The organism is Streptomyces inhibens (assembly GCF_003389455.1).
In the GTDB taxonomy this organism is placed as follows: Bacteria; Actinomycetota; Actinomycetes; order Streptomycetales; family Streptomycetaceae; genus Streptomyces; species Streptomyces inhibens.
The window spans coordinates 1-12,757 of the sequence record NZ_QUAC01000104.1 but is presented as its reverse complement, the minus strand read 5'-3'; the positions used below and the strand labels follow the sequence as shown (position 1 = coordinate 12,757).

At 67.7% G+C, this 12,757-nt stretch carries 11 protein-coding genes and 2 pseudogenes; 2 read left to right on the top strand and 11 right to left on the bottom strand.

Features of this window, described 5'->3' with window-relative positions; translation table 11 throughout:
• Nucleotides 1-336, bottom strand: a pseudogene (locus tag DY245_RS13350) (D-alanyl-D-alanine carboxypeptidase/D-alanyl-D-alanine endopeptidase); the annotation flags it as partial.
• Between the two features lie 125 nt (nt 337-461).
• Between DY245_RS13350 and DY245_RS13345 the strand changes: the two are divergent.
• On the top strand, nt 462-956 hold the full coding sequence (locus DY245_RS13345; protein WP_108151010.1) for an inorganic diphosphatase: 495 nt from the start codon (nt 462-464) through the stop codon (nt 954-956).
• A 265-nt stretch (nt 957-1,221) separates the two neighbouring features.
• A pseudogene (locus tag DY245_RS48235) lies at nt 1,222-1,541 on the top strand (IS630 family transposase); the annotation flags it as partial.
• 182 nt (nt 1,542-1,723) lie between these two features.
• On the opposite strand, the gene DY245_RS13335 reads toward DY245_RS48235, so the two are convergent.
• The 10 genes from DY245_RS13335 to DY245_RS13290 form a co-directional block, all read right to left on the bottom strand.
• A complete protein-coding gene (locus tag DY245_RS13335) occupies nt 1,724-2,083 on the bottom strand; it encodes a hypothetical protein (RefSeq protein WP_128506962.1) in 360 nt (119 codons plus the stop codon).
• A gap of 123 nt (nt 2,084-2,206) precedes the next feature.
• Nucleotides 2,207-3,061, bottom strand: coding sequence for a hypothetical protein (locus DY245_RS13330; protein ID WP_128506960.1), 855 nt, complete (start codon nt 3,059-3,061; stop codon nt 2,207-2,209).
• A gap of 146 nt (nt 3,062-3,207) precedes the next feature.
• On the bottom strand, nt 3,208-3,402 hold the full coding sequence (locus tag DY245_RS13325; RefSeq protein ID WP_128506958.1) for a linaridin family RiPP: 195 nt from the start codon (nt 3,400-3,402) through the stop codon (nt 3,208-3,210).
• Between the two features lie 129 nt (nt 3,403-3,531).
• Nucleotides 3,532-4,119 (bottom strand): hypothetical protein, encoded by a 588-nt coding sequence (locus DY245_RS13320; protein ID WP_128506956.1) that lies wholly within the window; start codon nt 4,117-4,119, stop codon nt 3,532-3,534.
• Nucleotides 4,116-5,135 (bottom strand): alpha/beta fold hydrolase, encoded by a 1,020-nt coding sequence (locus DY245_RS13315; protein WP_244943017.1) that lies wholly within the window; start codon nt 5,133-5,135, stop codon nt 4,116-4,118. Before DY245_RS13315 ends, DY245_RS13320 begins: the two co-directional genes overlap by 4 nt.
• A 72-nt stretch (nt 5,136-5,207) precedes the next feature.
• Nucleotides 5,208-5,576, bottom strand: a complete 369-nt coding sequence (locus tag DY245_RS13310) for a helix-turn-helix domain-containing protein (RefSeq protein WP_244943016.1) — start codon at nt 5,574-5,576, stop codon at nt 5,208-5,210.
• Between the two features lie 21 nt (nt 5,577-5,597).
• Entirely contained in the window at nt 5,598-6,356 is a 759-nt protein-coding gene (locus DY245_RS13305; RefSeq protein ID WP_128506954.1) for a class I SAM-dependent methyltransferase, read from the bottom strand.
• Nucleotides 6,357-6,684: 328 nt separating this feature from the next.
• Complete coding sequence (locus DY245_RS13300; RefSeq protein ID WP_128506951.1) at nt 6,685-8,139, bottom strand: phytoene desaturase family protein; 1,455 nt, start codon at nt 8,137-8,139, stop codon at nt 6,685-6,687.
• Entirely contained in the window at nt 8,136-10,070 is a 1,935-nt protein-coding gene (locus DY245_RS13295) for an ABC transporter ATP-binding protein (RefSeq protein ID WP_244943015.1), read from the bottom strand. Before DY245_RS13295 ends, DY245_RS13300 begins: the two co-directional genes overlap by 4 nt.
• Nucleotides 10,071-10,768: 698 nt before the next feature.
• A complete protein-coding gene (locus tag DY245_RS13290; protein ID WP_128506949.1) occupies nt 10,769-12,541 on the bottom strand; it encodes a threonine/serine exporter family protein in 1,773 nt (590 codons plus the stop codon).
• Between the last annotated feature and the right edge of the window lie 216 nt (nt 12,542-12,757).

Below are 12,757 nucleotides of genomic sequence, written 5' to 3'. Positions count from 1 at the left end.
GCCCGCGGCGCCGTGCGCGGGGCCGCCGAGCGCGGGCAGTACGGGCGGTGCGCTGGGCGCGGGGCGGTCGAGCCGCGCGGCGTGATGCTCGCCACTGGCACCGTCCACGACGGCCGCCTCCGTGCGCTCGGCCGTACGCTGACCGGAATCCCACGGGCCGGCCGCCGCAACCGCGACGATCGCGACCGTCAGACCGGTGGCCGCGGAGACCGCCGTGAGCCGCCAGGTCTGCTGGGTGTGGCGCGGTGTGGCCTGCCAGGCCTGCCGCGCGGCGTCGGCCGCCGACCGTGCGGACCGCCCCGCCGCGCGCGACGCCGCCCGAGCGGACCGCTGCACCGACTGCCATCTGACCTGCCACGTTCTGGTCTCCGGCACCGCGGACCAGCCCCTTTCGCCACCACACACCTGCGTGGGGGACACTTAATCACCAGACGTATGTGTTGATCATGGAGGAGCCACCCGTGGAGTTCGACGTCACCATCGAGATCCCGAAGGGTTCGCGGAACAAGTACGAGGTGGACCACGAGACCGGTCGGATCCGCCTGGACCGTCGACTCTTCACCTCGACCAGCTACCCGGCCGACTACGGCTTTGTCGAGAACACCCTGGGCGAGGACGGCGACCCGCTGGACGCGCTGGTCATCCTGGACGAGCCGACCTTCCCCGGTTGCCTCATCAAGTGCCGTGCCATCGGCATGTTCCGGATGACGGACGAGGCCGGCGGCGACGACAAGCTGCTGTGTGTCCCGGCGTCCGACCCGCGTGTGGAGCACCTTCGGGACATCCACCACGTGTCGGAGTTCGACCGCCTGGAGATCCAGCACTTCTTCGAGGTCTACAAGGACCTGGAGCCCGGTAAGTCCGTCGAGGGCGCCAACTGGGTCGGCCGCACCGAGGCCGAGGCCGAGATCGAGGCCTCGTACAAGCGGCTCGAGGCGCAGGGCGGCGCGCACTGACGTAGCGCTCGCGTCCCGGTGCCGGAGCGGGTTTCCCGACCCGCTCCGCGCCGGGAATCGCGCTCTGATTTTCGTACGCGAACGGGCGGCGCCCATCCGGGTGCCGCCCGTCGTCCGTGTCACGGCTCCGCCGGGCCGGAGTTCGGCGTCAGGGCCAGGGCTTCCCTGCCAAGGCGGCCTGAGGTGCCGACAAGCTGCGAGGGCATCGGGGTGGCGCGACGGTGTTGCGCCGGCGCAGGTAGGCGTGCAGGGCCGGAGAGGAAGCGGCCTGACCGCGGGTAAGAGCACCGCGGCGGCGTGCAACGGCTGGATCCGTCTTCGAGGACGATGCCGGGCAGTCGATGACGCCGCCGCGTGCCAGGAGCTGGGGCCGCAGAAGGCCGGCCCCCGGCCGTTCGGGTGCGGGGACGCGGCTCCGGCCGGGTGCCGATGGCGGGCATGACCTGCTACAAGCCGGGCGAGCGGTCCCGGACGTGCTACGCGGTGCGCGAGTGCAGCGGGTGCAAGGACCGGCCGAAGGGCTTCACCCGGCGGGACTTGCACGACCTTCTCATCCGAGCGCGCAGCCGAAGTTCAGGCGCAGTACAAGAGGTTGGCCTACGCCATGCAGCAGATCCGGGCCCGCCGGTGTTCCGGAGAGCGCCCTCCCCCATCTGGTGGGGATGATGCACCGACCCTGTTGGAGACGGCTGGACTTCAGCGCCTTCGATAAGTCAGCGGCGGCTTTGTGCAGCAGATGTCCGGGTCACTCGCAGGTTTGGCACGGCTCACTTTTTGACGTACAGGAACTGGTAGAGCATCCAGAGGTCGGTGACCTTCACCAGCTTCTCGTGGCAGACATACTGACGCCACTTTCCGTGAGCTACTCCTCGGTCGCCTTCCTTTCGGCAGGCGGCATCGGTACCCATGAACGAGCGCTCAAGGACGTAGCCGGCCGGCGGATTCCAGTCCCCCTGGGTCGAGCGAGAGGTAGCTGCTTCGCCCGCCGGGATCGCGGTCTGGCTGGGCGCCTTCATCGCCAAGGTCTGCGGAGCCGACGCCGCCTGCGCACTGCCCTGAGTGGCGATGGCGAACGTGACACCAGCCGTGGCGACGCCCACGGCCGCGGCAATCTTTTTGATGTTCATGACTTCATCCTTTGCGGTCAAGATCGCGTCCGAAAGGGTCCTGCCCAGGAAGGCCATGACGCCGTGATCACACGCGCCACCTCGATAACTCCTCGCTCCTGACCAGGAGTTACCGAACGGCCCTTAGGCAGATGCGGGGGCGGGAGCAGCAGAAGTCTTCTCGGCCAGCGCCACGCGCTTTCCGTCCTGAGAGAGGACGTAGAGAAGTGCCGGGTGAGTGGCGCCGAAGGCCAGCACGAAGCGGTTGAGCCCCATGAACTGTCCGATTCCCAAGTGGAACAGCGTCATCGAGCCGAGCCAAGCCTTCGCCGCGGGCTTCGGCAGCACGAAGACCAGCGGGAAACCGATCTCTGCGGCGACCGTTCCCCAGGTGATGAGCTTCCCCAGCGTCGGATGCTTGTGCACGAGCTTGAAGATGCGCTGGTCCCCGTAGTTGTGCGTACGGATGACTCCGCTGAACGCCTCGCCGCTGAGCCACACCGGGGACACCAGCTTGACCACGCCGGACGCGACGTACGAGATGGTCGTCTCCAGAGCCAGTGCGCGCATGGCCAGGTCGCGGGCCTTCTCGCCGTCCTTGAAGGTGCCGGTCGAGGCGAGGACAACGTTGACCACCTGCTGAAGCTGGTCGGCACCGTCCCCACCGAAGGGGGTGTGCAGCCGTCCGGCCGCGCCCGTCACCGCGAGCACGGCGCTGCCCGCCGTGCGTACGCCGCGCTTGTGACCCCAGATCAACGTGGCGGCAGAAGCACCCGCCTGTACTCCGTACAGGGCGACCGCGGCCTTCTTGGAGCTGAGGGCACGGGTCAGCCGGGGAAATCGCTTGGCGAACTTGGGGCGCATGCTCTCCAGCTGGCCACTCAGCAATTCGCCTTCCGCGAACTTATGAGTCTGGCTCAGCATTTCCACTGCGGAGATCAGCGTACCCAGCGAAGCCACTCGGCGTGCCGTGACCTCGGGCGGAGCGCTGAGAGACATGGTGGGTGCTCCTGATGTGTTGATACGAGTACGGTGGGTATTGGAAAGCGGCGGCACGGTATGCGTATCGGGCGTACCGTGCCGCCGCTGTCTTTCATCAACCGGGGCTAACGATGCCGGTCAGCATCGCCTGCCAGTCGGCTGTGTCAGCCGGCGACCTTCTGGGTAACCGCGTTCACCGCAATGGCGGTCGCGGAGGTCACCGCGACGCCGATCGGCACGGCCTCGGGGGTCGCGATGGTGGCCAGCGGGGTAATCATGGTCGGGGCCGCGTGGGCACCGACCTGGCCCGGCTGCACGTCAACCAGCTGGGTGTTGGCAAATTCAGCCACAACAGACATTGCTGTCCTTCTTTCTCTCTGATTGTCACAGCGAGTTCTCCAGCCGTTCGGCGGGAGGGTACGAACTCACGCGGTGCGGAGATGCCCGGGTGAGCTCGCGGCTTCCAGCCGAGGGGGTTGATCGGCCCGCTATGCGGCTACGGGAAATGCGGCCGTTTTCGAGGTGCCGTCTTCCTCCAGCGGGAATTCCATGGAGACGAAGACGGGTTCGATGCTCCGGTCTGCCGGGCTGGTGGGGTACGACTGCATCAGCAGGAACTGACTGTGCGAGGCACCTTCGGCATGGGGCAGATGGAGCTGGATATAGCGGGAAAGCAGCCGGTACCCGGCCCCCCACGCCACGGGGCGCACATCCGATCCGAAGGCCGCCGCACGGGCGATGGTGTCCTGGCTCGCGTCGAACAGGGCCTTCGGGGAACGGTTGCGGGCATTCCACGCCAGTGCGTACCACGGCCTGTCGGTGGTGATCGGAACCTCCACCCACTCACCGGGCGTGCCGTCTGTGATGTCCCGGTAGAGGAGATGGCTGTCCTTGACTCCGGGGTTCGGCCCGAAGAAGCGCCAGTTCGGGGTCGGTATCCGCCACATCCCGCGCCGCAGGAGATCGTCGAAGCGCCGCTCGGGCAGTTGTGCCGCAGCCGTCGCCACCAGCCAGGCGGCGAGTGACGCCGTGACAGCGACTGTCTTTACGCGTTCCGTGTTCATGCGCACGATCACGTCAGTTCCTCTTCCCGCTCCGCGGCCCGCTCGGCAGCCGGGCGGGCCTTGGCGGACTGCGGCCGCTCCAGGCCGGTCCGCCCGGAGGGCGGTTCCCCGGCGATCAGCTCCGCCACCTGTTCTGCGTGCTCCGGAACAGAGAGGAGGGACTCATGATCGGAGCCGTCGATGAGCTGGTGCCGGGAGTTCGTCGAGATGGCGGCCAGCCTGGCCTGGACCGCGTGGTGTGCGGCGTTGTCACCCTTGTTGTTCTCCGCCGTGATCACGGTCAGCGGGCAGTCCAGGGAGGTCAGTTCCGGATAGGTCATCATGTCCCGGTACTCCCGGTGAGCCGTGGCCCATGCACGGGGGCGCGCCAGGAACGCTGTGTAACTCTGGTTGATTTCCGGGCGGTATTGCTGGTTCACGTTCAGCGCCGGACGGAAGGCCGACAGGCCCGCCCATGCATACACCTGCTCCATCAGCAGCGACTGATAGGCCCATCGGTCGGCGTCGGTGCGGCGGGACCTGCGCAGGTTGATCACTTCAGTGGCGTCGATCATGACCACCGCGGCCACATCCTTCACCGCGTCCGGATGGAGCGACGCGTAGGCCGCGACGAGGTATCCACCCACGGAGTGACCTGCCAGCACAACCGGGAGGTTGGAGATGTACGTTTCGCGCAACTCCTGCAGCAGCGCGAAGTGCCGCTCCAGACCGTATTGAGTGGCCGGCGTGCTGAGACCGTAGCCGGGACGGTTGAACCGCACATACCCCATGTCTGCGGGAAGTGCGCCGCAAACCCAGTCCCAGTATTCGTGGGGCGTACCCAGCCCATTGTCGAGCAGGACGACGCGCCGGGCCTGAGGAGGAATATGGACGTCAACCTCTATGAGGCTGCCATCCGGCCTCTCGTGCATCAGGTAGCGGCGCTCACGTTCGCGCTTACCCGCGTTTCGGATTACTGCACCGGTCAGAAGGCTTGCGCCGGCCAGTCCCGCAACGCCTACGGCAAACTGACGCTCCAAAGACGCCACATTCCCTCCCCCGTAATTCGAAGTGGCTGTTACCCGGAAACCTAACACGCGGTGCCGGGATAAAGTAATGAGTTAGTTGACTCTCCGGACCGGGCGGGTATTCCCCCGAGGCTGCGGAATGCGGCCGACTGCGCTCCGGGTGTGCTTCCGGAGTTCTATGTACAGCTCGCCTATCGTGGCCTTCAGTGTGGCGTTTTCTTTGATCAGTTCGGCTATCCGGGATGCGTTCTCGGAGTTCCTGCCGCCCTCACCAGCCAGGCCATTACGGCCTCCCTCAATAAACTGTCTACGCCAGTTTGATACGGACTGCTCGGAGACTCCGGCCTCCCGCGCGGCTTCCGCTGCGGTCAGTTCACCGGTCACCACTCTGAGTACAAGAGCGAATTTCTTGTCTGTCGGCAATATCGGAGGACGTCCCACGTGCAACACCTCTTCTGTCATCCCTGTTTCTGCGGGCTGCCCTCAGGGCTTGACGTAGCAACAGATGAACATGGGGGCCCGCTCGCTGTACGGGCTGCCGTCCCATCGCGCCATATGGGCTTCGGGCTCCAGCCCGGCCGCGCGGGCATAGCCGTCGACGTCCTCCGGAGTGGTCAGCCGGGTGAGCTCGGAACCCACCCTGGTGGTGCCGTCGGCCTGGTACAGGATGTGCGAGCAGTGCCACAGGTCGCCGTCGAGCAGCGTGGAATGGGTCTGCACGCCGGTCCCGGGCTCCGGGTAGGGGACGAAGTAGGTAGTGCGCACCCGCCCCTCGTGAAGTTCGAGGATCGGCGGCTTGTTGTGCGTCTCGATCACCAGCCTGCCGCCGGGGACGAGGAGGTCGGCCGCTCGCTGAACGGCCTTCTGCTGGTCCTCGGGAGTGGTGAGGACCGACAAGGTCGCGCACACGCAGTACACCAGCCCGTAACGGGATTCTGATGTGTAGTTGCGAATGTCCCCGTGCACCGCGGTGACGTCTCCGCCGTCCTTCAGCTTGACGCGCAGCGCGTCCAGCATCTCCGGTGCGGAGTCCACACCGGTCACCTGACCGATGCTCTCGGAGAGCGGGAGGGCAATCCGTCCCGTACCGACACCGAATTCAATGGCCCCCGCCTCGGGCGCGGGGTGGAGGGCCAACAGCCCCTTTACCGCCTCAGCGGTAATCCTGTCGTCCGGGATCAGCCGGTCGTACCAGCCCTCGAACTGCCTTCCATAGCCAATGTCTTCAACCCCGTTTGTCACCGATCTCCCTTTCTTTACCCCCACAATCAATGCCTATGGGAACGTCATGAAGACGAGAGCCGGAGCGAGGCAACACGTGATGCACCAACAAAGGCGGCTGAATGGCAGAACCGCAGCCGTCTGCATGGTTGGTCAGACCAGCAGTTCCTCTAGGTCCAGTGGCGATGCGTCAAGTAACTGTGGGGGAAGGTAACTTGACTTACCACACTATCAGGCCAATCTCTTGGCTGGCAATCGACATCTGGCTCAACGCGCGTCTTTTACTGGCAGTTGACGGAGCAACAGACAAGCATGCCGCGAGCGAGGATGTCCGAATTCGTCAGGACACTCACTTGGGTGTCAGGCTGGGCACGCTGCGTATACCAAAACAATGCCGGAGTGCGGAGAGAGCCGCCAAATAGCCGGACATGCCGTGCACACTGGGCCCCGGAGGGGTGGCCGAGGAGCACAGGAACACACCGGGCAACGGCGTGCGGTACGGGTCGAGGCGGGGGACGGGCCGCGCGACGCTCTGATACAGCGTCATCGCACCGGACCCGATGTCGCCGCCCACATAGTTGGGGTTATAGGTCTCGTACGAGGCGGCCGCTATGGAGCGGTGAGCGATGATCGTGTCCCCGAAGCCCGGGGCGTATCGCTCGATGCGGGCACGAACCAGTTCGTAGGGGTCGGTGGGATCCCCGTTCGGCACGTGTGCGTACGCCCACACGGGGCGCTTCCCCGGCAGCCCTCGCCCTGGATCCGTCACCGCCGGGTCCACAACGAGGACGAAGGGCTCCCTGGTGCGTACTCCGCGTGCGTTCGCCGTCTCCTGCCGGACCATCTCGGCATGTGTGCCGCCCAGATGCACCGTTCCGGCGCGGCCCACAGCCGGGTCGGACCAGGGGATCGGCTCGGAGACCAGGAAGTCCACCTTGGCGGCGCCCGGACCGTAACGGAAGCGCTCCAGACCGCGCGCGTAGGTGCGGGGCAGCCGGTCGCCGGCGAGGGCCAGGAAGCCCTTGGGACTGGTATCGAGCAACACCGCGCGTGCGCCGTGCAGTTCGGCCAGGTCCTCCACGGGGCACCCGGTGTGGAAGACGCCGCCGTGCGCGGTGATGTCCTCGGCCATCGCCGCCGCGATACGGCCACTGCCGCCACGCGGCAGCGGCCACCCCGTCCCGTGCGCCAGGTGGCCGAGCAGCATGGCCACCGCGCCGGACGCGAGGCTCGGCAGCTTGCCGACCGCGTGGGCGGCGACGCCGGTGAGCAGGGCGGCCGCCTCCTCACCGCGGAAGCGTGCCGGACCGAGCCCGCTGCCGTGGACCGCCACCCGACGTGCGAGCAGCAGGGCAACCGCAGGGTCTCGCGGAAGGCTGCGCTGTCCGGAAAGGACCAGGTCGACGACGCCTTCGCTGTGCTGGAGCAGCGGGCTCATCAGTCGCCACCAGCGCGGACCGTCGGGGCCCAGGTGCGCGCAGGTCTCCGCCAGTGAGCGGAAGGCCAGGGCGGCCCGGCCCCCGTCCAGCGGATGGGCGTAGCTGATCTCGGGATGCAGGAGCTCGACCCCGCGGTCCGCCAGGCCGAACGCACGGAAGAACGGAGAAGCGGCGGCCATGGGATGGACGGCGGAGCAGATGTCGTGCACGACGCCGGTGTCGAAGAGAGGGGCGGTACGCAGCCCACCCCCAATGGTCTCGGCTGCCTCGTAGAGCTCCACTCGCAGGCCCGCACGGGCCAGGACCACGCCGGCCGCGAGGCCGTTGGGGCCGGTGCCCACGATGGCGACGTCGGAGGTACTCACCACCGCTCCTCACTCCTGATGGGCCGAAGCTGCAACGTCTGCTCGGTGAGGCCGACATACGGAGGCCAGCCGAACGCGAAGGAGGGCGGAGGCGCCCACGGTTCCACCCGCACCGGGCCGGTCGCCGGGGCGATGACGCCGGGCTCGGCGTGCAGTTGCGAGCCGGCCAGCCGCCGGTAGAGCTCGTCGTGCTCCATCAGGTCCCGGTGCACGCCGGTGGCCCGGACTCTGCCTCCCTCCATCACCACGATCTTGTCGGCGTCGATCACCGTGGAGATCCGGTGGGCGATGGCGATGACCGCGCACTGCCGGGAGACTCGGCGCAACACGTCGCGGAAGTCCCGCTCCGAGTCGGAGTCCAGGTTGGAGGTGGCCTCGTCCAGCAGCATGACCGCGGGCTTCTGCAGCAACGTGCGGGCGATGCACAGGCGTTGGCGCTGACCGCCGGACAACCCGCTGCCCTGGTCGCCGAGTTCGGTGTCGAGGCCTTGAGGGAGATTGGCGATCACCGATGTGAGACCGGCCATCTCCACCGCCTCCTGGATGGCGTCCTCACCGGCGTGTGGATTGGCGTAGGTCAGATTCTCCCGGACGGTGCCGCGCATGGCCGCGCTGTCCTGCTGGACATAGCCGACCAGCCCGCGGACCGTGTCGAGTGGCAGCGCCTCGATGTTCTGCCCACCGAGCTGAACGCGGCCGCCGTCCGCCGCGTAGAAGCGTTCGATCAGCTGGAACATGGTGGTCTTGCCCGCGCCAGAAGGCCCGACCACCGCCGTCAGCCCGCGCGCCGGCACGCTGAACGAGACGCCGTGGAGAACCTGCGACTTCTCCTCTTGCTTCCCGCGCCGGTAAGCGAAGCGTACGTCGTGGAATTCGACCGCCGGCCGGTGCGGGGCCAGCGGCCCGAGGGGCACGGGGCCCGCTGCATCCGCCGACTCGTTGCCTTCCTGGGGCAGGCGGGCGAGCTCGTCCACCCTCTGGACGGCGGCTCGGCCCTGGACGAACTGGCCCACCCCCATGAAGAACATCACCAGCGGCGACACCAGTTGGAACAGATACATGATGAACGTGGTCAGGCTGGCCATGTCCATCTCGCCGCGGGCCACCCAGGACATTCCGACGCCCACGACGACGGCCAGCGCGCCCTGCGTGCCGACGTTCATGGAAGGCATCAGCAGTGCGTTGTAGGCGTTGACCCGGATGCCCGAACGCCGTGCCTTGTCGGCCAGCTTGCCGATGCGGGCGGCCTCACGCGGCTCGGCGCGGGATGCCTTTACCGTGGGTAGCGCGGAGAGCACGCGCTGTACGTCACTGGCGAATTCGCCGGTGTCATCCTGGTTCTCCAGAGCGACCTTGCGCAGCTTACGAGCGAGCGCAATGGAGGTGATGCTGGCGACTCCCAGGCAGCTGATGGTGATGACCATCAGCCACAGGTCGAGGATGAACATCAGCACGACGCCGCCTATTACCGTGGCGCCGCTGATGATCAACTGGGCGAGGCTCTGCGAGAGCGCAATCTTCACCAGTGCGGTATCGGTGACCGTGCGGGTGAAAATATCGCCCTGGGGCCTTTTTCCGAACGCGGTGAGGTCGGCGCGCAGAAGCCGTCCGGTCAAGATATGACGGACGTCATAGACGATATTCTCCCCGGCCCGCCCGATGACGTACGCCTGAAGCGAAGAGAAGAGAGCACCCGCGCAGAAGAGGCCGACGAGCTGCGCGATGGGGCGGATCATCGAGGCGCCCCCGCCCGCCGCCTCGATCAGTTTGCCGATGGCCCAGGGCTGGGCGAGCGAGGCGCCTACCCCCAGCAGACCGAGCATCACGCCTGTGAGCAGCAGCCCGGTGTGCTGTCTGGCGACACTCGCGACCGACCCGGCGCCTCTTGTGGCCCCGCCTCTCGGGCTCGCATTTTTCACGTGACTCGCCATGCGCGCTCCCCCCGCTTTGACGACGGTCACGGCGAATGTGCGCGCCAGCAGGGCAGCCTTGCCCCACAACCCCCGTCGACAAGATGTTCGAAGCTAACACGCCGCATGGCATAAAGTTATGAGTTAGTTGACCCGCCGGCGCACACCGTTCGGAGGAATGGAAGCCGTACGCGACCGGCGTAAGTTAATGACTCCGTTGTTTACTTGACGCGTTCCCCGAGGGGGACACCACGGTTGCTCCATGGCTGAGGAGGACCGGAGCACGTCTCGCTGTTACAGCGCCTTGAGGAACTCTTGAGGAACTGGCGAAGCTTCCGCTACGGAACAGCCGGCAGGAAGCGAACGGACTGTAGTGGCGGAAACTCTGATACACGACTCCTGAGATGCAGAATGACCAATTTCCTGCTGAAGTGCCACCTGCATCTGCACATCCGTGCTCGACGGGCTAACAGCAGTATGGAAAGCCTTTGCACTCCTCAGTACCGGGACTCCCTGCCACGCAGTGACCGCCCCGGGAGTGACCGTCCCCAAGTGACTGTTTGCGTAGGCACTGACCTGGGTCGGTACAGGAAAGTCCATGGACATGCCACCCGCTCGCCATTCACAGACAGGCGCGAATTGCACCAAAGACGAACGGAGCACACGCCAACCGCCGTCACGGCACGTGAACCACCGGCTGTAGCACCAAGGGCTGTCCCTTAGAAGCCGCGGGTGCGCTTGGCGGCGCGGCGGCCGGCGCCGGCCTCCAGCAGGCCGGGCGCGCGCAGGAACAGCCGGGCGACCTCGGCGCCGAGGTTGACCCCGACGGCGATGGCCAGCGCCAGCGAGACCGCCTGGATCAGGGATGCGAGGCCCTGCTGCATGCTGCCCTGGGCGAAGTTCAGCAGGCCGAAGTAGGTGGCGCTACCGGGCAGCAGCGGGCCGATGGCCGCGGTGACGTACGGCAGCGCGGACGCGTAGCGGTAGCGGGAGAGCAGCTGGCCGAAGAGGCCGACCAGGCCGGCGGCGATGGCGGTGGCGGGCACCGGGTTGACACCGGCGGTCACGGCGAGCGCCCCGTACACGGCCCAGGCGACACCGCCGTTGATCGTTGCGAATGCCACGGTGTGACGTTCCTGCTGGAGCAGTACGCAGAACGCCAGCGCCAGCAGCATCGCCGCGACGGTCTGCACCAGCGGCTCGTTGTAGAGCCGGAACGCCTCCTCCGGGTTGAGCCGCTTGAGGCCGGGGTTCAGCTGAAGGCCGATGTAGAGCACGGTGAGCACGCCGACGACGATGCCGACGATGAGGTAGCCGACCTCCAGCAGACGGGCGGCGGCGGTGATGTAGTAGCCGGTCAGCCCGTCGTGCACGCCGGCGACCAGCGCCCGCCCCGGGATCAGCGCGAACAGCCCACCGGTGATCACCGCGGAGGCCTGCACATTGGCGTGCGCCAGGCCGAAGGCGACGCCCACCGCGGCGGGCGGCATCGCCGCGACCACGAACTGGTAGAACTCCGGCAGCCCGCGCCCGGACGCGAGCCAGGCCAGCCGGTCACCGAGCATCGAGCCCACCGCGGCCGCGAGGAACACCAGCATCCCGCCGCCGACCAGCATCGACGCGGCGCCGGACAGCAGCCCGGAGGCCACCGTCAGCGCCCAGCTCGGATACGGGTGGCGGTTCCGGCGGATCTCGGCGAGGCCGCGGTAGGCCTCTTCGAGGGTGATGCCCTCGGAGGTGATCTCGTCGACGAGCCGGAAGACCGCGGACAGCCGGTTGTAGTCGACACCGCGGCGCCGTACCGTCCTGCTCGCCGTCACCGGGTCGTCGACCAGCGAGGGCTGGTACGAGATCGACAGCAGCGTGAAGGTGACGGTCGGCTCGACGCGCTCCAGCCCGTAGGCGTACGCGACACCGAACATCGCGGCCTCGACGTCCTCCGCCCCCTCACCGCCGGCCAGCAGGATCTCGCCGATACGCAGCGTCAGGTCGAGTACGCGGGGTACGGCCGGGCCGGCCTCCTCGTCATGGCGCTCGAAGCGCTCGGGGACCGGCCGCTCCCCCACCGGCATCCGGAGCATCGTCCGCATCCGGTCCTGCCAGGGGGCTTCCTTGGTCAGGCGGACGGCGGGGATGCCGTGCGGCGGGGTGAAGGCGAGGCTCATGGCGGTGGCGCCGGCCGGCAGCGGGGTCTGGCCGGTGGTGCCGCCGGGCGGCGCGAACGCCGAGCCCTCCTGCTCGCTCGGCGCCTCCGGGCGCAGGCCCGCGGGCAGCGCGAACTCGGAGGTGGGGTGCTCGTCCTCGGGGAGCGGCGGATAGGGCACGCCCAGCGGCGGGGTGAATGCGCTGTGTGCCTCGTCCGGCTGCGGCTTGCGCTCCTCGGGGGGACCGGTCTGGTCCGAGGCTCCGCTACTGCCGCTACTGCCGCTGCTGCCGCTACTGCCATGCGTGCCGTTGGTGCCGCGCTGGCCGCGCTGTGGGTCCGACGCCACGGATCTTCGCTCCTTGTAAGCCTCCTGCCGGATGTCAAGGACACGATGCCTGATGGCGCTGCGCTGTGCTTGCTTGGGGCCCTACGTTGCCGGCTGCGACGCCGTGTCGCCTACGGCGGACGGCTGCCGCAGGCGGGTCGTCAGCGCTTCGCGTGGCGGCCGCGGCGGCCGGGCTCCGCCGTCGCGCCGTGCGGTCCCGGCTGCGCGGGCGGGCCG